The organism is Actinomadura rubrisoli, assembly GCF_004349215.1.
Lineage (GTDB): Bacteria > Actinomycetota > Actinomycetes > Streptosporangiales > Streptosporangiaceae > Spirillospora > Spirillospora rubrisoli.
Genome location: NZ_SMKU01000185.1, coordinates 1 through 18447, shown reverse-complemented (window position 1 = coordinate 18447; position 18447 = coordinate 1). Strand labels below are relative to the sequence as shown.

Here is an 18447-nt window from a genome sequence, read left to right as displayed (position 1 = left end):
GATATCCGCCAGACCAGCACCCTGGTCATCGACGCGATGGCGGCATCGGTCGCCCGCCGCAAACCATCGTCCAACTCGACGATCTTGCACTCCGACCACGGAGCGCAGTTCACGTCCTGGACGTTCGCTAAACGCCTGCGGGACGCGGGATCGCTCGGCTCGATGGGCACGGTCGGGGACTGCTTCGATAATGCGATGATGGAATCGTTCTGGGGAACCATGCAACTCGAGCTCCTCGACACCAAAAAGTGGTTGGATCCGCGCACAATCACGCACGCCCGTGTGCAAGGGGTGGGAGCCCCTCGAAAAGGTCGAGAAGATTCCGCTGCAGATGCACGCATAGCGGTGGGTACACGTTGGCCTCAGTCCGGTCCCATACGATGAAAGCGACAACTCCCGCGAGGAATGTAATCGCTGCTGGGGTGCGGTGCGCCGCCAGGGACTCGAACCCCGAACCCGCTGATTAAGAGTCCACTGCCTTCGTGTCGGAGCGGCATTCTCGCCACCAAACGCTACCGTCTTGTCCGCATCCAGCACCACTTGCGTGCCGGACCGTTTCGCCGCCTGCCCCTCCGGGCTGATGCCCCCAAGCGAACAACGAGCGAACATGGGCGGTCGGGGGGTCTCGCTGTAAGTGAGCGGAGTCGCTCATCTAATTCGCGTCGGATTAGAGTCGTGCAGACGCCTCTTCGCAGTCATGCTGTAATCGTTGACACGACGGGAGAATCGCAATCCGTGATCGTGCTTGCGGTTCAGTGCAGGGTGCGCGGGCGATGGCGCTGTTCAGTCGTGGGCTTTGAGCCAGGTGAGGACTTTGTCGCGGAGGCCGGGGACTTGGAAGAGGGCGCCGCCGTGGTGGCTGCCGGTGGTGGTTTCGGTGGTGCAGGGGACGTGGGCTTGGGTGAGGGCTTCGCAGAGTTGGGTGGAGTGTGTGGCGGGGACGAAGTCTTGCTGGGAATGGATGAGATACATCGGGGTGTCGCCTGTGCTGGCGTGGTGCTTGGCGGTGGTGTCGGTCCACTGGCTTGTGCAGGAGGCGCTGCTGGGGTCGGGGGAGCAGCGGGTGAGGAGGGTGGCGTGGTCGCGGAGTTTGACTTGGGCGGCGGTGGCGCCTTCGGTCTGGCCGGTGGTGTAGCCGAGGTTGGGGTCGGCGACGGGAGAGAGGGCGACGACACCGCGCAGGAGGTCGGTGCCGTTGGCGTGGGTGCCGGCCATGGCGGCGAGGTGGCCTCCGGCGGACGAGCCGAGCATCACGATCCGGTTGGGGTCGATGGCGAAGGTGGTGGCGTTCTGGCGGATCCAGGTGATGGCGGAGTTGACGTCGTCACGCTGCGCTGGCCAGGGGGCGTCGGTGTTGAGGCGGTAGTTGATGGAGAAGGTGGCGTATCCCTGGCCGGCGAACCAGCGGGCCGTGGCGGCCCATTCCTGCTTGTCGCCCTCGTACCAGTGCCCGCCGTGGACGACGATGAGCGCGGGTTGTGGCTGTGAGCCGGGCTGGTAGTAGGCGTCTAGTTGCTGGCGGGCGTGTTCGCCGTAGGCATGGGTTGTCTCGATGGGCGTCTCGGCGGTGGGGCGGAGGAAGAGGCGGGCGGCCGGTGGTGCGTCGTTTGGGACGGTACGCCGGTGGTTGGGGTGGACGGCCAAGGGTGGGTCGGCGGACTGGTGTGCCGGGGGTGCGGGTGATGAGGTGTGCGCTCTGATCCAGGCCAGGGTCTTGGGCTTGGTGACGTCGGTGAGGAGGTGGCCGCCACTTTGTGAACCTGGGACGGTTTCGGTGGTCACGGACACACCCTTGGCCAGGAGGGCGGCGGCGAGGTCGTCGGCGTGGCCGGCGGTGACGTAGGGGTCTTGCTGGGCGGTCAGCAGGTACATGGGCGCGTCATCGGCGGACGCGCGGGACTTGGTGACGGAGTCGGCCCAGCGACTCCAGCACGGCTCGTCCGTTTGTACCGGGTGGGCACCGGGACAGGATCACCGCGTTGTCCCTGATCTTGCGCCGCAGGGCGGGCGAGGTGCCGTAGGGCGCGCCGCCCCAGGAGCGGTAGGGGGAGGCGATCGCGGACAGGCCGATCACGCCGCGGACGGTGGAGGCGCCCGCGCCGTAGGTCCCGGCGGCGGTCGCCAGTTGTCCCCCGGCCTGCGATCCCATGATGACGAGCTTGCCGGGGTCGAGGTCGAAGCGGGCCGCCTCGGTCTTGATCCACTTGATGGCGGCGAGTATGTCGTCGCGGGGGCCGAGCCAGGCGACGTCGGAATTGAACCGGTGGTCGATGGAGAACACGGCCAGTTTCTGGTCGGCGTACCAGCGGGCCGTATCCGCCCAGCCGCCTCCTCTGCTGCCGCCGTTCCAGGACCCGCCGTGCACGAGGATCAGACCTGCCTGCGGAGTGGCCGATTCGTGCCAGTAGGCGTCCAGGGCCTGCCGTTGGTGGGTGCCGTAGGCGAAGGTGCCCTGCTGGAGTTCCGCGGCGTGGACGGCGACGGTTCCTGTCGCCATCATGGTGATCGCGATGAGGAACGCGGCGGCGGTGCGCTTCATCGGCGGGCCTCGGGCAGTGAGATCCCATGAGTTCTTCCGCGGCCTGCACAACGACCGCACTAAACGCGACGGGTCGGGGGCCAACCGTACGGTCACCCTCATCGACTTCGACGGCAAGGTGTGGAACGACCACCACTTCATGACGGGCCGTCCACTGCAGACCCGAACCTGGCAAGAGGCCGTCGATGGCACATCGGCGGACGTGACCTCCACCCGCAACACCTACTGGAGTTCACCGAGAACCGCGGACGGTCCGGGCTTCCACAACGCCTACATGGTCCGAGCAGACTCCACCGTCACCCGGGCCCGCAAGGCCGACGGCACCTACCAGGTGAGCCAGACCGACACCTCCTTCGACACCGAGGGACGACCGGTCAAGGCCGTCGACAACGGCGCTCCCGGCGACTCCGGCGATGATCGGTGCACGACCACGACCTACGCGGACAACACCGCCGACGGCCGTTGGATGCTCGCGTTTCCCGAGACGATCACCCTCCACGAGGGAGCATGCGACGGCCCGGCCGCCTCCAAGTCCGTGACCTTGTACGACGGCGCCGCCGAACCGGGAACGGCGAACAAGCCGTTCGACGGCAATCCGACGTCCGTCCGGACCTACAGGGACGCGAACACCTACGCCACGGCCGGTGCGACATACGACCGCTTCGGACGGGTCACGTCCACCACGTTCCCGAACGGCACCAGCGCGACCAACGACGACACCAGCACCATCAGCTACACCCCCGCTGAGGGCTGGCCGACCGGCGGAGTCACCACCACCACGCCACCACCGACCGTGGGTGCGCAGCCGCACGTGACCAAGGTGTTCCCTGGACGCGGCGATGGAGCCCCGTCCAAGACACTGGACGCCAACAACAACGTCACCTCCCTGGACTACGACGCCGCGAACCGGCTGATCAGGGTGTGGGGGCCGGCGGAGCCCAAGCCCACCAACCCGTCCGAGGCCAAGCCGACCGTCCAGTTCGACTACCAGACCCCGCAGGAGGGCATCACCCCGCCCTCAGGAGCGACGGTCGTCAAGACCCAACGACTCCAGTCGGGTTCCACGTCCAACCCCAACTGGCTGGAGACCTGGGGTTACCTCGACGGATTCGGCCGCCAGGTCGAAACGCAGACCCGGACCCCCGCCGGTTCCGAGACCGGCCGGATGATCAGCATCACGCGCTACGACGACCGTGGCCTGGTCGCGGGAACGACCGGCACTCCCGTCTACAACGCCGACGGCCCCGGCCGAGGGCTGGCGAACACGCACTGGACCGCCATCCCATCGTGGACGACCGCGACCTACGACGGAGCCGAACGGCTGACCGCCGCCACCCTGTACGGGGCCGGAAGCAAGAAGTGGTCGTCGACCATCACCCCCGCAGCCGACATCACGGTCGCCACACCACCTTCCGGGGGCAAACGCGCGGCTCTCAGCGATGTCCGCGGACGGACCACGGCGCTCATCGACGACTATCAAGGACCAAAGCCCTCCACCACACGCTACGGCTACAGCGTCCGCGACGAACTGGCCTCCATCACCGACGCCGAAGGCAACATCACCCGCCAGCAGTACGACTGGACGGGCTAGCGCACCGCCGGTGACGACCCCGATGCCGGCCACTCCGCCTACACCTACGACAGCGCGGGCAACCTGACCAGCGCCGTCGACGCCGCCGGCGCGAAGATCAGCCTCACCTACGACGCCCTGAATCGCCCCGCCGGCCAATGGGCCGGCGCACCGAACACCGGCACCCGACTGGCCCAATGGGAGTACGACCCCAGCGGCTTCAAAGGACTGCCGGCCGCCGCGACCCGCTGGACGAACGGGCAGCCCTACCGGACCGAGACGCTCGGCTACGACGACCGCTACCGGCCCCTCGGAAAGCGCATCACCGTACCGGCCTCGGAAGGGGCGTTGGCCGGCAGGTACGAGTACCGCTACGCCTACGTCAAGGCCGACCACCTCACCGAGCTCACCATGCCCGCGGCCGGCGGGCTCCCGGCCGAGACGCTCACCGCGACCTACAGTCCGCTGACCGGCACCCCCCGCACCCTGACCAGCGACTTCGGCGGCGAGTACACCTACGTCAAACGCAACTACTACTGGTCCACCGGTGAGATCGCGCAACGCGACTACGGCAAGCTCGGCGGCATCGCCCGCAGTTACGACTTCGACGATCCCACCGGACGCATCACCCGGATCCGCGCCATCACCGGGAACGACACCGGCGAACGCAAGCCCCTCCAGGACGATACTTACGCCTACACTCCCGCCGGGCTCGTCTCCCAGATCACCGAGACCCTCACCGAATCGGCCGACGGCAGCCAGGGCCCCCAGCGCCAATGCTTCACCTACGACGGCACCAACCGGCTCACCCAGGCGTGGACCACCACCAGCACCACCTCACGCGACTGCGGCGGCGGCATCGACGGCGCCGACGGCCGCGGCCCTGACCCGTACAAGCTCGCCTACGAGTACACCGACTCGGGCAACATCAGCACCGTCACCGACAACGGCGCCAAGCGCACCTACACCTACCCCGCCCCCGGCTCCAACGCCGTCCACCCGCACAGCGTCACAAAGATCACCGGAAGCTCCGGCACCGACACCTACGGCTACGACGAAGCCGGTCAGATGAAGACCCGCACTGTCGCGGGGAAGACGACGAGCTTCGACTGGGACAAGGCCCACCGCCTCATCCAGGCCACCACCGGCGGCACCGCGACCGGCATGGTCTACACCGCCGGCGGCGACCGCCTCATCCGCCGGGACGGAACGACCAGCACCCTCTACCTGGACGGGATGGAAGTCCGCGCGACCGGCGCCTCGGTGAACGCGACCCGCTACTACACCCTCAACGGCGCCACCGTCGCGCTCCGCAAGAACGGCGACCCTGCGGCGACCTGGATGATGGGCGACACCCAAGGGTCGGCGTAGCTCACCGTCCAGGGCTGGACAGGAAACGTCGCACGCCAGCGCTACCTGCCCTTCGGCGCCCACCGCGGCGGACGCGACGACATCACCGCCACCGAACGCGGATTCCTCGGCAGAACCGAAGACCCCACCACCGACCTGGTCGCCCTCGACCACCGCTACTACGACGCCGCCATCGGCCGCTTCATCAACCCCGACCCCCTGGCCAACCCGGGCAGCCCGCAATCGCTCAACCCCTACAGCTACGCCCAGAACAACCCCACTAGCGACTCCGACCCCAGCGGTCTGTGCTCACCCATGGCCGGCTGTGCCACCAACCCCGGCCTGGCCAACGCCCCCGGCGGCGGCATCGCCAACGAACCCAACTACATGGCACAGTGCGCTGTCCAGGCGTCCATGACGATGAGAAGCTCCTGCACCGCACCCAGCGCCCTGAACCCGGACCCGCGGCACGTACCCCGCGCAGGACCGCCGCCGACGGTCGGGTGGAAGGACGCTCTGCCCAGCACGACCGAGGGAACCTTCGAGTTCATGAGCTACACGCCCTACCTGGACGTCCTGGGGGATGCGGGTATGGCGGGCGTCCTTTGGCGTAAGGGCAAACACGGTGACGCGATCATCAGCGCGATCATGATCTTGCTGCCGGTCCCCGCCGGAGGCCCGCTGGCACGCAAGTTCAAGCACTACCTGGACGGGCTGCTCGGCCATAAGCCCCGGCTTCCCGGAGGGGGCGGAACAGGCGCTCCCGATGGGCCCGCCATCCAGAACAAATCGGCGAGAGCACAAAGCAAGAAGCCGAAGCAGGACGGTGGCGGCGGCGACGCGCCTGTCGGCGCCCCCCGACGCCAATCACCAGGCTGCGCCGGCAACAGCTTCGTCCCCGCCACCGAAGTCGCCATGGCCGACGGCACCCGCAAACCCATCAGCAAGGTCAAGACCGGCGACAAGGTCCTCGCAACCGACCCCGAGACCGGCAAGACGCGTCCACAGCCCGTCACCGCCGTCATCACCGGCAACGGCACCAAGAACCTTGTCCAGATCACCGTCGACACCGACGGCCCCCAAGGCCACCAGACCGGCATGGTCATCGCCACCGACAACCACCCCTTCTGGGTCGGCGACCAGCAACGCTGGATGAACGCCGGCGAACTCAAACCCGGCATGTGGCTCCGCACCAGCGCCGGCACCCACATCCAAATCACCGCAATCAGGGCCGGGGTCCAGGAACGGCACGTCCACAACCTCACCGTTAATGAAGATCACACCTATTACGTGCTCGCAGGTAGTGCTCCTGTGCTCGTTCACAACTGTGATCTGAGGTCAATCTCGACGAGGCAGTCCGTACCGCATAACCGTGCATCTGCTCGCATCATGCACGCGGGGGACGGGTTCAGCGGGGTCTTCGACCCCATCTCCGGTCACCTGGAAGCGCGGCTCAGTAGTGGCCCTCACGCGCTTGTTGATCGCTTCGGAGGGCACGGAGTCACAAACCGCGAGTCTTTCGGCGGATCTAGCGATACAGTCGGGTTCGTTGCAATCGTGAGAGAGAACGGGCTCGAAGTGCGGTGGAACTCGGTAAGCGTTAACGTGCGCAACTTCGGCGATCGAGAGGCGCCGCTGGAACATCGTGACCCCATCCTGAATACTCTCCGGGACATCACCGGACTGGATGTGTGGGGATAGAAGAAGTGGATGATATGCACATCGGCGGTCTGATTATTCCGCCTGCTCTGATCGCACTAATAAGGGCAGGCAAGTGGGTGCCGCCAGTAAGGGAGCAGCTATACCTGGAGGTATTCGGCGAGGTACCCGAAATGCCGTATTTCTATAATGAATCCGACTTGCTCAGGCAGAACGAGTCCTGGCAGCGGATGAACATCCAAGACGTTTTCGGAGAGGTGGTGGCGGGTGAAAGTCTTGGAGTCAGCCCTCGACAATCGGTTGTTATCGCCGATCTTGGCCCTGACATGCCTGTCATTCTCGACTATAGGGAGACTCGGAAAAATCCTCGTGTTCTGTATCTGAAATTCTCGGAATCACCGAAATGGGTACAGGTTGCGGCGGATATTCAAGATCTAATTGGTAATCTGTATGGGGCGGCAGAATAGTTGTCGGTGGCGACTGCCCGTGGCGGCACTACTGAGTATGGACAGGGCAACGCCGAGATCGCCAAACGGCTGAGGGTGAGTGTCCGATCGGTGCAGCGCTGGCGGCGGGCCCGAAAGGAGCATGGGGATCGTGCGCTGCGTTCGCAGGGATCGCCCGGACGGCCCAAGCTGGGCCCGGAACTGCTGGCGGCGCTGGAACAGGAGCTGGTCAAGGGCCCGCTCGCCCACGGCTGGAGCGATCAGACCTGGACGTTGGAGCGCATCAAAACCCTGATCGGGCGGCGTTTCCACAAGACCATGACCGTGTCGGGCATCGCGCAGATGCTGCGCCGCAACGGCTGGAGTCACCAGCTCCCGGCCCGCCGTGCGACCGAACGCGACCCCGAGCGCGTGAGCGGATGGGTGAAGGAGACCTGGCCCCAGGTGGAAGCACCGCGGCGGCGCACGGGGGGTGGATCGTCCTCGAAGACGAGGCCGGATTCTCGATGACGCCGCCGACCCGCCGCACCTGGTCGCGGCGCGGCCGCACTCCGGTCATCAACGTGCGGGGCCGCTCACAGCGACGTATCTCGATCGCCGCACTGGCCTGCTACCGGCCCGGGCGGCGATCCCGGCTGATCTACCGGCTCAAACACCACACCGATCACAAGCAGCCCGGACGCCGCAGCCTCGCCTGGACCGACTACCGGGACCTGCTGATCGCCGCCCACCACCAGCTGAACGCACCGATCACGCTGGTCTGGGACAATCTCAATGTTCACCGCGACGCCCGGTTACGTGCGTTCATCGACGGCTGCGATTGGCTGACGGTCTTCTACCTGCCGACCTACGCACCCGACCTCAACCCGGTCGAGTGCGTCTGGTCGGTCCTGCGCCGCACCAGTCAGGCCAACATCGCCTTCACCGATCCCGACCACCTGAGGCGCACCCTCCGCCATGGCCTACGCATAGTCCAATACCGCAGCGACATCATCGACGGATGCCTGACCGCCACTGGCCTCACCCCGCCGACATCACGCCTTAAACCTCAGTAAGCCCATGTCATCTGCGGTCGGATTTTGTGATTCCGGCTTGTCGTGACCCTTGCAGGGCGTGATCACAGTGGTGACCTCAGCGCCTTGGTATGCCTTGTCAGTTAGGGTGCGAACCCCTGTCTTCTGCAGCTCACGCAGAATACCTCATACCCTTGCGGCGGTCTGGTCATGGGTCTTGCCCGGCATTGCGCCGCAGGCTCACAGAATCGCCTGTCCGGCCCGGCGATGACTCGCACGTTCATCCCGTGGACGCGATGTTTGCCGGAGAAGTACGGCCGGTCAGCGCGCACCGGGTCGGTGTGGATGAGCGTCCCTATTTCCCGGACGATTCGTTCTGGTCAGAGGTAGTCGTCGACCTCTCGTAGCCGATCCGGGCAGCGACCTGGCGTGCGCACCGTGTTGCTGATGTGCACCAGAGGTGCACCTCCGTTGCGGATGGCCTTGGCAACGCGGCCCCGAACACCTTCGGAACGGACTGGACCCTGCTCTACGACGCCGTTGCCGTCCTGGTACCAGAGATGTGGTCGTCCTACAGCGACCTCGCCCAACTCGTCGGCACGGCGGCCCTGCCGGAGTAGGACGTCGGCGAGGTCATTGGTCGAGGCGTCGCCGTCCTCGCGGAGTTCCAACAGCCGCATGATGACCGGATAGCTGGTCTGTGCCTCCCACTCGGAGCGGAAGATCAGAAGAAGCGATCATCCGGCGGGCCAGGAAGCTTTTCGAGGTAGCCCTGGGACATCGTGGTAGCGACCTTCGACTGGTTCGCTCACCGAGTCTCTCGAGTTACATGATCGAAGCTTGTGTCTGACTGGCATTAACGGTGAACCTTTTCCGCCGGATCTGGAGCATTATCCGCGCACTGGCCACTGCCGGACTACCGGTGCTGGCCGACAATGCCAAGGAGCCTGCGAGCACGTTCGAACTCCTAACAAGGGACGCGGCAAACCCGAGGCGCAGGAGGCCAACCGCGCGCATGCACGGCTGCGCGGACCGGGCGAGCGGGTCAACACCCAGCTCTACCGCAGTTTGTAGGGTTGCAGGTCGGATGGTCGTAGGCCTCACCCTGTGCCTCGTCGTGGGCGATCGACTCGAGAAGCTCCTGATGGCCTCGGTAGACGTCGTTGTACTTGGCCTTCTCGCCCTGCCGCAGCACCAGGTTCAGCCGGTCAAGAATGACCTGCTCGAGTCGTGCCACCGCCCCGTTGTCGGCGGCCTTGTCGACCTGGAGGAGCTTGTTGCAGAAGACTGGTAGGCGGTACCGACCTGACCCGTCAGCAGACCATCGTGATCATTTTTGACGCACGCCTTGAAGGCATCGCGGTCGGACTGCGTCGGAAGCAGCTTGAAGAACAGATCGTCCAGCTGGAACTTGTTGGTCAGGAACAACTTGCTGATCCGTTCGGCTTGCCACCACCAGGTGGTCTCGGACCGCGCACAACGCAATCATCAAGGTCGTCAGGCGCTGCTGACCGTCCACCACGTTCCACTGCGAGAGCTCCGGTGCGGCCTTCATACTCGGTGCCAGCACCACAGCGCCGAGGAAGTGTGACGCCACCTGACCTTCCGAGGAGTGTCTAGTGTTGTGTGAATGAAGTTCTTGGACGGTTGGTGCTGGTGCGGTTGAATGAGGCATGGCTGTTGCTGTGCCGCTTGAGGTGCCGGATGCCGACCGTGGGGAACTGCGGTCGTGGGTTCGGTCGCCGTCGTTGCCGTCGGGTCTGGTGACGCGGGCGAGGATCGTGCTGCTGGCCGCTGAGGGGGTGCCCAACGCCGAGATCGCCCGTCGGCTGCAGGTGTCCCGGCAGACGGTGGTGACGTGGCGGAATCGGTTCCGGTCGGCTGGGCTGGCCGGTCTTGAGGACCGGCCGCGGTCGGGGCGGCCGGTGGAGGTGGACGAGGCGCAGGTGGTGGTCTGCACCCTGCGGGGCCCGCCCGAGCGGCTGGGAGTGACGCACTGGTCGTCGCGGCTGCTGGCCGCCGAACTGGGCATCTCCAATGTCGCGATCGCCAAGGTGTGGCGCAAGTGGAAGATCCAGCCCTGGCGGAGCGAGACCTTCGAGTTCTCCACCGATCCCGAACTGGAGGCCAAGGTCCGGGACGTGGTCGGGCTGTATCTGGCGCCGCCGGACAAGGCGGTGGTGGTGTGCGTGGACGAAAAGAGCCAGATCCAGGCGCTGGATCGGACCGCGCCGATGCTGCCGGTGCGGCCGGGCCTGGCCGAGCGCCGCACCCATGACTACCTCCGGCACGGCACCACCACGCTGTTCGCCGCGCTGGAGGTCGCCACCGGGCGCATCACCGCCGACGTCTGCTACGACCGGCACCGCAGTGAGGAGTTCCTGCGCTTCCTCAAGGCCGTCGCCGAAGCCCACCCCCGGGTGAAACTGCACGTGGTGGTCGACAACTACGCCACCCACAAACACCCGCGCGTGAAGGCGTGGCTGGCCCGCAACCCGCGGATCACCCTGCACTTCACCCCGACCGGATGCTCCTGGCTGAACCTGGTCGAGATCTTCTTCGGCATCATCACCCGCCAAGCCATCCGCCGCGGCACCTTCACCTCGGTCCCCGACCTGATCGCCGCCATCGGCCGCTACATCGACGCCTACAACCAGCGCTGCCGGCCCTTCACCTGGACCAAGACCGCCGACGAAATCCTCGAACACGCCACCCCACACCGTCCACAAACTTCATTCACGCGACACTAGCGTGCCGACCTGTGTCCCCACCCTCTCGCGCTCTTCACCTGCTGACCGACCGCCGCCTCGTCCCGCTGTTGGCCGCGCGGTTGGCGGGAGCACCGGGGACGGGTTCGGCACCCTCGCCTTGTCCTTTGGCACCCTGCAAGCCGGCCACGGCCTGGGCGGCCTGTCGATCGTCCTGGCCTGCGAAGCCCTGCCCGCCTTGCTCGTTCTTGCCGAAGGGGTCACCGGTGGTGACCGCATCCGCCGCCACCTGATGATGGCTGGGACCGAAATCCTCGCCGTGCTGACTTGGACCGCGATCGCCGCCTGTCTTCTGACCGGCGCAACGCCCCTGTCGATGCTCAGCATCCTGGCGTTACTGGCGGGACTGGCCTGCGCGCTGTTCCTGCCCGCAGAACGCGCCATCATCGCCGACCTCGCCCACCATGACACCCGCCGTATCGGCAACGCGCTGATGAGCCAGGCCGTGTCGGGGGTGTTCTCCCGAACGTAACCCCAGGGCCAAGGTAGCTATGCGTAGCGACCGTCACTCTTCGCGCTTGGGGGGCCGTTGGGAATCGATCGGTGTACGGGGCGAAGTAGCGGACGGGCTCGTCCAGTGGGCGGGCCAACGGCCCCGTGTTCTAGAGGCTGGCGGCGGTAAAGACTGGGGGGATGGCGGGGAAGAAGGAGGACGCCAACCAGCGGCGTCGGGCCAAGCGGCTGGCGGAGCGGGCGGAGCGATTCGAGCGGCATGCGGCGTTGGTGAACCAGCGTGCCGATGATCGGCGGTTCGTGCAGCGGGTGACCGATGCGCAGGGGCGGGTCACGGTGACCCTTGCGGAGTCGGAAGGGCCGCAGATCACTGATGCGCTGCGGCAGCAGCAGGAGTTGTTCCGCGACAAGTTCGGTAGGGAGATGGGGCCGAGCGACCCGGTCTTCTTCGATCCGGACGCCGACGAGCCGGTCCCGGTCGATGAGGGCAAGATGATGGCCGAGATCCGCCAGGAGGCCGAGCGGATGCCCGATCCCCAGATGCGGGCGTACCTGCTGGCGTTCGCCGAGTGCGGCTACATGGTGACCGAGGCCAACCAGCACACGTTCTCCGCGCACGAGGCCGAGGCGTTCACGGACGCGGTCGAGCGGCACCTGGACTGAGCGGGGGGCGGGGCACGGCGGTCTCTCCCGAACGTTCCTGCTGAACGTGCCCGGTTCGGCGCAGGGCATTCTAGCCTTGGGTGTCATGGCGACGACGGCCCCGTACTACGCGGACGGTGAGTGGAGCAGTGGCCCGGACCTGCTCATGGATTCCTGGGAGGACGGGGAGGAGGACGCCGCCCCGCTGGGGAGGTTGGGTTACAAGCTGTTCACCACGATCGGGTACGTCGATGTACCGACTGGGGTGGGCATCGCGGTGTACTCGCGCAGCGAGGCGCCCCGGTTCCTGGTTGAGGTCCAGGGCGAGCAGGGCGGCAGCGAGCACATCTATGCGGCTCAGTCACACGATGCGTTGGAACTGCTGGCCCGGTACGCGCCGATCGCGCAGGCCGCGGCCATCTCTTCGGTGGTGACCCTGGCCTATCAGGCCGATGCGCGCGGCGTTGAGAACATAGGTGACCTGTTGCGCGCGATCAACGAGGCGATGCGTTAGACGATCCGGAATCGTGCCCGTTTCTGGACGGAGGTTTCTGGACGGTGTTGGCGCTGGTCGCTACGGCGTCCAGAAAGGTAGACCTTTTTGGACGGGAGCCCCTCGATGTCCGACGACCAGAGCGACGGCCCGGAGCCGATCCGGATCTGCGCAGAGCCGCACCCCACCTATCCGAGCCAGTACTGCACCCTGCCGCCCGACCACGCCTACACCGTGCACCAGACCTTCCGGGGCGTGGAGTGGCTCGTCGCGTCGCGGGCCCCGCGCGACCGGATCATCACGCGGCCGGGCGGCACTCTGGTCGACGCGCTGCCCGAACTTGACCGGCTGCTGGAGCAAATCGGCAAGACGCTGAACCCGGCCATGCTCCACAGCCCCGAGCGGCTGGACGAGCACGGCACCGGCAACGGCCACGCCGACACGATGCGGACTCTGCTGAAGGCCTTCACCTTCGCGGTGGAGGCCGCCCGCGCCGGGCAGGCGGGCGATGCGGCCGCGCTGCACAAGGCGCTGCGCGAGGTCGACACCGTCGCCAGCCGCGCCGCCGAGCAGGTCCGGGACCTGCGCGCCGCGGGGCCGCTACTCCGCTGGAGCTGATCGCGATGGACGCCCCGGAGGCCGCGGCCCGCCTGGACCTGGGCGATGCCCGCCCCGAAGAACTGGCCGTGAAGGTCGGCGCCTACGACGCCGAGACCGGCATCGAGATTGCCGACGACATCTCCATCACTCTGATCGACGAACGCGGCCACCAGGTCGTCCAGTGGGCCGGGCGGCGAGGGCCGCTGGCCCTGGACGGCCGGACCGCCCTCGACCTGGCCGCCGCGGGCGAGACCGTCGCTGGTGCCTACGACCGGTACCTGCGCGACACCGCGATCCAGGACGCCCTGCAGATCGACCACGACGGCTCCTGATGTCGACCGGACCAGCCTCCAGGGAGGCGCGAAGATGACCAAGCGGCCGCCGAAGGGGCTGCTGCCCGAGGAACTATGGCGCCGCCTGCGCTCGGCCGCGCACGTTCTGACCACCGTCAACGCCCTGCGCCGCCGTGGGGTGAAGGTCATATCCCTGACCGAGAACTTCGACCTGGAGACCAAGGAAGGCCGGTTCATGTTCGCCGTCTTGGCCGCCGCCGCAGAGTATGAACTGGAGTTGCGCGCTGAACGCCAAGCCGACGGGATCGCCTCAGCCGCGCGCCGCGAAGCCGAAGGCCGCTGGCTGCCCAGCAAGAAGAAGACCGGCTGCCCGACCGTGATCGGCCCCGCCGAACTCGCCGCACTCCACCGCCTCGTCAACGACGGAGTCTCCGTAACCGAAGCCGCCCGCACTCTCAAGATCTCCCGCTCAACCGCCTACGCCACCCTGGCCGCCGACCCTGTCTGACCCGTTCCCACGGTTTCTCCCGGTCTCCGTGTCCGCCGGGTTACTGATCGGGCTGGTGGCTTCGGGCGCCGTCATCACCGCTGTTGGGCCGGGCCGCAGCCGCCAATGCGGTATCCGCGGCCGCCAGCGCCGCCCTGCTGGCCCGCCTGTGCATCCCGAACGGCCGCCAGCCCTGGCCACGCCCATGGGCGGACCTGCGCGCCGGGTGGCGGGCGTTCACCCGCCACCGGGTGGGTGTGGATCCTGACCCTGCAGTTCACCACCGTGGCCGTCTCAGCAGCCGCCTACACCTCGATCATCGGCCCACTGTCGATGACCGCAGGCCGCGGGGGCGCTGGCGCCTGGGGCATCATCGAGGGCGCCGAGGCCCTCGGCGCCCTGGCAGGAGCATTCATCGCCACCTGTTGGCGCCCGACCCGGCCCATGCTCATCGCCGCGATCTTCCCCTGCACCGTGGCAGTACCGCTGGCCCTCACCGCCGTCGCAGGTCCCTGGCCCGCCATCGTGGCGGCGATGCTTCTACCCGGCATCTGCCAGACGATCTACGCGGTCGCCTGGACGATCGTCCTGCAGAACACCTTCCCGCCCGACCTGCTCGCACGAGTCAACAGATGGACACTGCTGGGCAGCCTCGCTCTCACCCCCCCTCGCGCTGCTGACCTGCGGCCCACTGCTGGCCACGACCGGCATCCAGACCACCGCCACCTGCGGGGCACTCCTGATCACCACCGCCACACTCATCGCCCTCGGCTGTTCCCGAGCTGCCTCCACCGCCACATCGACCAGCCGCGCAACAGCAGCCGGAACACCGGTTGCAACAGGGAACGCCTGAAGATGTGGAAGCGGGATGCTCCTGAGGAGAGAAAAGGCGCAACCAGGCGCTCTTGCAGTAACCGCACAGTCGACGTCCGGTCCCGTGCGTAGCGCTCACGCGGCGTCGACGACAGGCGGTACCTGTCTGCATTGGCTATCGCGTTGTCTGCATCGATATCCAGGGCCGACGATGTCTGGGTTTTGGCCCGCGAGCGAACATCGAGCAGCGTGGGAGGACAAAGGGGGATGAAATGCTAATGGGCAAACGCGTATATTTTTGCGTTTGCCCAGGTGGGGTGCGGTGCGCCGTCAGGGACTTGAACCCCGAACCCGCGGATTAAGAGTCCGCTGCTCTGCCAATTGAGCTAACGGCGCATGTCAGCGGGGGCTCCGGCCCTGGCCGGTGTCCCTCGCGACAGGAAGAACGATATCAGGAGCTGCGGACCAGTGCGAATCGGTTAGTCCTTGGCCGGGAGGACGCTCATCATGCCGCGCCAGAGGGCGATCGCGGTGGCGCGGGAGCTGACGCCTAGCTTGGAGTAGATGCGGTTGACGTGGTTCTTGACGGTCTTCTCGCTGAGGAAGAGCTGGCGGGCGATCTCGCCGTTGGAGCGGCCGGTGGCGATGAGGTCCATGACCTCGGCCTCGCGGGCGGACAGGCCGAGGGACAGGCGGGAGGCGTCGCGGACGCCGCGGATCAGGTCGCGGACGGTGAAGGTGCCGGGGACGAGGTGGCCGCAGGCGCCGCCGCGGAGGGCGACCTCGATGCTCTGGTCGTCCGGGGAGGCCAGGACGAAGACCCGGGAGGCGCGGCTGAGGGGGGTGGCGTGGCCGGTGCGGGCGGCGGCGGCGTCCAGGAGGACGATGTCGGGGCGCAGGCGTTCGGCCAGGGGAAGGGCGGCGGTGCCGTCGGAGGTCTCGGCGACGACCTCAAGCTCGTCGCTGGACTGCAGCAGGGAGATCACGTCCGCGCGGACGCGCGGGTCGCCGTCCACCACCAGCACGCGCAGGGGGGCCGTCTCGTCGACACTCATCCGTCGCCCTCGGGGGGTCGTTGGGCATGTATAAGGACGGAGCATAACCGCCCGACGACGGACCGCGCCACGAAGAAGGTCCTGGTCGTGTGACCAGGGCCTCTGCAAGGGGGCTCGAAGCTCCGACATCTTGGGGGCCGGCAGGGATGCGCAACGGTTGGAGATCGTTGGCCGGGGGAGTTTGCGCAGGTTGCGGGCGATTTGAGCGCTGCTTAGTTCGCACTGTGAACCTACCTCGCGATAGCCCATCGCTCGCAAGCTATCGCGAGCCCCTCCGTCCGAAGCCTGCGACTGCCATCGTCGGTGGGGAACAGCCGTGTCGCTGGACGTGGCTGCCAGCTGGGGCGGATCTGTGTGTGGTGGTTCCGATCAACGGCGGTGACGTCTTGGAGCAACTCACCTGGGCGGGTCGCGCAAGCGGGGGTTTGGGGCGTCGCCTCTGTGCGTACGCGCGCTGGAGGCGGGCGCGGTTGGGCTGTCGTGATGGAGAGCCTTCGGTCTGAATGGCTTCGGGCGGATCTGGCCAGTTCGATCTCTGGGGGATATGCGATGCCGTCGAGGTGTGGGAAACGCTGCGAATGACCTCACGGGCTGGTTAGCTTTTTCCTATGGGCGACATGAAGATCCCATTGTCGGACGATCGCGACTATTTGGACGAGTTTGGCGATCTCGATACCGCCATCGAGATGGTCAGAGGTCTCAACGAAGAGTTGGACGCGCCGGATGATCCGGCGGCGGTCGTTCGGGAGCTCCGGGCCCGTCTCGCGACCGAGCAGGCCGTACGAGATGTCCGTACCGGGTGTATGACCTTGATCGTGTTCGTCGGGGCGATGTTCGGGGAGCCGCCGCCGCTTGACTTCGTTCCCGCGGCGGTCCGCACGCTGAGGCGGATCGACGAGGTGCCGGACGAGGTGCTCCCGATGGTGGCAGGGGGGTTCACGGCCGCCTTCCTCGGGATGTCCCCCAACGAATGGCGTGACGGCCTTGGGCCTGTCTCCCGTACCGAATCGCTGGCCTGGCTTTACGCCGCTTGGTCGTTGATCAATTTCGCTGACTCCCTCTGGGGCGGAAAAGGTACGACGTTCAAGAAATTGGATGAAATGGTGAACCTGGCGCTCGATTCGGACCAAGAGGGAGAGTCCGGTCGCGGTAAGTGAGTCACGGTCGGGGGCGTGACCTCGTCTGGTTCCTGGCGCGGCTGTCCGCCCCAGGCGTCTCTCCGCTGGTGGACGTTCGGCTGACCTCGATCTCGCGAAAGCGCGCAGCCCGTGAGGGATTCGTGTGGGCCACGGGGCCGGGTGCGCCGGCCGCATGTGAACGGCTGGGCCACGGCTGTCGTTGCCGAGCCGAGTGGTACGGGATGCAGAGAAGCCCTGGGCATCTTTGGGATGGCCAGGGCTTTCGCTGGGGTGAGTGAGGGGACTTGAACCCCCGACATCTTGGACCACAACCAAGTGCTCTGCCAGCTGAGCTACACCCACCGTGGCCGGGAACGCGCCCGGCTTTCTGTAGTGTAGCGGGTTCTGGGGAGTGCTGGGTCAGGCGCCGACTTGGGCGGCCAGGGTGCGGGCCGTTTCGGAGTCGGGGCCGGGTTGCGGGACGAAGACGGCGGCGCGGTAGTAGCGCAGTTCCTGGATGCTCTCGGTGATGTCGGCGAGGGCGCGGTGGCCGCCCTTCTTCTCCGGGCTGGCGAAGTAGACGCGCGGGTACCAGCGGCGGGCCAGTTCCTTGATGGAGGAGACGTCGACCATGCGGTAGTGGAGGTGGCCGTCGAGGGCGGGCATGTCCCGGGCGAGGAACGCGCGGTCGGTGGCGATGGAGTTGCCGCACAGGGGTGCCTTGTTGGCGTCCTTGACGTGGCGCCGGACGTAGTTGAGGACGATGTCCTCGGCCTCGGTGAGGGTGATGCCGCCGGGCAGGGCGTCGAGCAGGCCGGATGTGGTGTGCATGTCGCGGACGACCTTGGACATCTGGGTGACCGACTCGGGCGGTGGCTTGATCACGACGTCGACGCCCTCGTCGAGGATGTTCAGCTCGCTGTCGGTCACCAGCGCGGCTATCTCGATGAGCGCGTCATTGCGCAGATCGAGTCCTGTCATCTCGCAGTCAATCCAGACCAGCCGCTCGTTCATGGGTTTCACCCTACGACCATGAACGACTGCGCGGGGCACTGGATTGGCTCGATTTACGAGGTCGGAGCCGTTTCGGTACCTCGGTGGGCGATGTGGTCGGGGACCGGGACGCCGGGGCGCAGCCTGGGGTCGGG

General features: G+C 66.8%; 23 protein-coding genes, 2 tRNA genes and 2 pseudogenes. 18 read left to right on the top strand and 9 right to left on the bottom strand.

Features of this window, described 5'->3' with window-relative positions; all coding sequences use genetic code 11:
- The 3 genes from E1298_RS50590 to E1298_RS28695 form a co-directional block, all read right to left on the bottom strand.
- A partial coding sequence (locus E1298_RS50590; RefSeq protein WP_243725871.1) for a hypothetical protein occupies positions 1-221 on the bottom strand: 221 nt, incomplete at its 3' end.
- 562 nt (positions 222-783) lie between these two features.
- The gene (locus E1298_RS28700; RefSeq protein ID WP_131898689.1) at positions 784-1872 is read right to left on the bottom strand and encodes an alpha/beta hydrolase; all 1089 of its coding nucleotides are present in this window, start codon (positions 1870-1872) and stop codon (positions 784-786) included.
- A gap of 7 nt (positions 1873-1879) precedes the next feature.
- Positions 1880-2539 (bottom strand): alpha/beta hydrolase, encoded by a 660-nt coding sequence (locus E1298_RS28695; protein ID WP_165975710.1) that lies wholly within the window; start codon positions 2537-2539, stop codon positions 1880-1882.
- 16 nt (positions 2540-2555) lie between these two features.
- Between E1298_RS28695 and E1298_RS28690 the strand changes: the two genes are divergently transcribed.
- The 7 genes and pseudogenes from E1298_RS28690 (at position 2556) to E1298_RS28660 (ending at position 8619) form a co-directional block, all read left to right on the top strand.
- On the top strand, positions 2556-4130 hold the full coding sequence (locus E1298_RS28690; protein ID WP_165975709.1) for a hypothetical protein: 1575 nt from the start codon (positions 2556-2558) through the stop codon (positions 4128-4130).
- 327 nt (positions 4131-4457) lie between these two features.
- The gene (locus tag E1298_RS28685) at positions 4458-5480 is read left to right on the top strand and encodes a hypothetical protein (protein WP_243725870.1); all 1023 of its coding nucleotides are present in this window, start codon (positions 4458-4460) and stop codon (positions 5478-5480) included.
- 45 nt (positions 5481-5525) lie between these two features.
- Positions 5526-5753: pseudogene (locus E1298_RS51875) on the top strand (RHS repeat-associated core domain-containing protein); the annotation flags it as partial.
- Between the two features lie 255 nt (positions 5754-6008).
- Positions 6009-7160, top strand: a complete 1152-nt coding sequence (locus E1298_RS28675; RefSeq protein WP_207944890.1) for a polymorphic toxin-type HINT domain-containing protein — start codon at positions 6009-6011, stop codon at positions 7158-7160.
- 5 nt (positions 7161-7165) lie between these two features.
- Complete coding sequence (locus E1298_RS28670; RefSeq protein ID WP_131898681.1) at positions 7166-7585, top strand: hypothetical protein; 420 nt, start codon at positions 7166-7168, stop codon at positions 7583-7585.
- A gap of 6 nt (positions 7586-7591) precedes the next feature.
- Complete coding sequence (locus E1298_RS28665; protein WP_131898679.1) at positions 7592-8074, top strand: helix-turn-helix domain-containing protein; 483 nt, start codon at positions 7592-7594, stop codon at positions 8072-8074.
- A complete protein-coding gene (locus tag E1298_RS28660) occupies positions 8071-8619 on the top strand; it encodes a transposase (protein ID WP_243725869.1) in 549 nt (182 codons plus the stop codon). The genes E1298_RS28665 and E1298_RS28660 overlap by 4 nt, the downstream gene beginning before the upstream one ends.
- Before the next feature lie 338 nt (positions 8620-8957).
- Here the strand turns inward: E1298_RS28660 and E1298_RS28655 are convergent, their stop codons facing one another.
- On the bottom strand, positions 8958-9257 hold the full coding sequence (locus E1298_RS28655) for a hypothetical protein (protein ID WP_131898675.1): 300 nt from the start codon (positions 9255-9257) through the stop codon (positions 8958-8960).
- Between the two features lie 197 nt (positions 9258-9454).
- Between E1298_RS28655 and E1298_RS50585 the strand changes: the two are divergent.
- Both E1298_RS50585 and E1298_RS48450 read left to right on the top strand, forming a co-directional pair.
- A pseudogene (locus E1298_RS50585) lies at positions 9455-9636 on the top strand (IS5/IS1182 family transposase); the annotation flags it as partial.
- Positions 9637-9721: 85 nt separating this feature from the next.
- A complete protein-coding gene (locus E1298_RS48450; protein ID WP_165975708.1) occupies positions 9722-9871 on the top strand; it encodes a hypothetical protein in 150 nt (49 codons plus the stop codon).
- 36 nt (positions 9872-9907) lie between these two features.
- Here E1298_RS48450 and E1298_RS51870 read toward each other — a convergent pair whose 3' ends face one another.
- Positions 9908-10252, bottom strand: a complete 345-nt coding sequence (locus E1298_RS51870) for a DUF262 domain-containing protein (RefSeq protein ID WP_131898673.1) — start codon at positions 10250-10252, stop codon at positions 9908-9910.
- Between E1298_RS51870 and E1298_RS28645 the strand changes: the two genes are divergently transcribed.
- The 8 genes from E1298_RS28645 to E1298_RS28610 all read left to right on the top strand — a co-directional run bounded on the left by E1298_RS28645 (position 10251) and on the right by E1298_RS28610 (position 15258).
- Positions 10251-11327 (top strand): IS630 family transposase, encoded by a 1077-nt coding sequence (locus tag E1298_RS28645; RefSeq protein ID WP_131898671.1) that lies wholly within the window; start codon positions 10251-10253, stop codon positions 11325-11327. The two genes, E1298_RS51870 and E1298_RS28645, sit on opposite strands and share 2 nt — an antisense overlap.
- 118 nt (positions 11328-11445) lie before the next feature.
- Positions 11446-11817, top strand: coding sequence for an MFS transporter (locus E1298_RS28640; protein ID WP_165975706.1), 372 nt, complete (start codon positions 11446-11448; stop codon positions 11815-11817).
- Positions 11818-11978: 161 nt separating this feature from the next.
- The gene (locus E1298_RS28635) at positions 11979-12461 is read left to right on the top strand and encodes a hypothetical protein (RefSeq protein ID WP_131898667.1); all 483 of its coding nucleotides are present in this window, start codon (positions 11979-11981) and stop codon (positions 12459-12461) included.
- Positions 12462-12546: 85 nt separating this feature from the next.
- On the top strand, positions 12547-12954 hold the full coding sequence (locus E1298_RS28630; RefSeq protein ID WP_131898665.1) for a hypothetical protein: 408 nt from the start codon (positions 12547-12549) through the stop codon (positions 12952-12954).
- A 105-nt stretch (positions 12955-13059) separates the two neighbouring features.
- On the top strand, positions 13060-13551 hold the full coding sequence (locus tag E1298_RS28625) for a methyl-accepting chemotaxis domain-containing protein (protein ID WP_131898663.1): 492 nt from the start codon (positions 13060-13062) through the stop codon (positions 13549-13551).
- A 5-nt stretch (positions 13552-13556) separates the two neighbouring features.
- A complete protein-coding gene (locus E1298_RS28620) occupies positions 13557-13865 on the top strand; it encodes a hypothetical protein (protein ID WP_131898661.1) in 309 nt (102 codons plus the stop codon).
- A gap of 34 nt (positions 13866-13899) precedes the next feature.
- On the top strand, positions 13900-14334 hold the full coding sequence (locus E1298_RS28615; protein WP_131898659.1) for a recombinase family protein: 435 nt from the start codon (positions 13900-13902) through the stop codon (positions 14332-14334).
- A 234-nt stretch (positions 14335-14568) separates the two neighbouring features.
- The gene (locus E1298_RS28610; RefSeq protein WP_131898657.1) at positions 14569-15258 is read left to right on the top strand and encodes a hypothetical protein; all 690 of its coding nucleotides are present in this window, start codon (positions 14569-14571) and stop codon (positions 15256-15258) included.
- 191 nt (positions 15259-15449) lie between these two features.
- On the opposite strand, the gene E1298_RS28605 is transcribed toward E1298_RS28610, so the two are convergent.
- Positions 15450-15522, bottom strand: a tRNA-Lys gene (locus E1298_RS28605).
- Between the two features lie 83 nt (positions 15523-15605).
- The gene (locus E1298_RS28600; protein ID WP_131898655.1) at positions 15606-16181 is read right to left on the bottom strand and encodes a response regulator transcription factor; all 576 of its coding nucleotides are present in this window, start codon (positions 16179-16181) and stop codon (positions 15606-15608) included.
- A gap of 608 nt (positions 16182-16789) precedes the next feature.
- Here E1298_RS28600 and E1298_RS28595 point away from each other — a divergent pair.
- Entirely contained in the window at positions 16790-17338 is a 549-nt protein-coding gene (locus tag E1298_RS28595) for a hypothetical protein (protein WP_131898653.1), read from the top strand.
- Positions 17339-17586: 248 nt separating this feature from the next.
- Here the strand turns inward: E1298_RS28595 and E1298_RS28590 are convergent.
- Together E1298_RS28590 and orn are read right to left on the bottom strand one after the other, a co-directional pair.
- Positions 17587-17662 (bottom strand) — tRNA-His (locus tag E1298_RS28590).
- Positions 17663-17719: 57 nt separating this feature from the next.
- Positions 17720-18313: an oligoribonuclease gene (gene orn / locus E1298_RS28585; protein WP_131898651.1), complete on the bottom strand. Its 594-nt coding sequence runs from the start codon at positions 18311-18313 to the stop codon at positions 17720-17722.
- Positions 18314-18447: the final 134 nt, after the last annotated feature.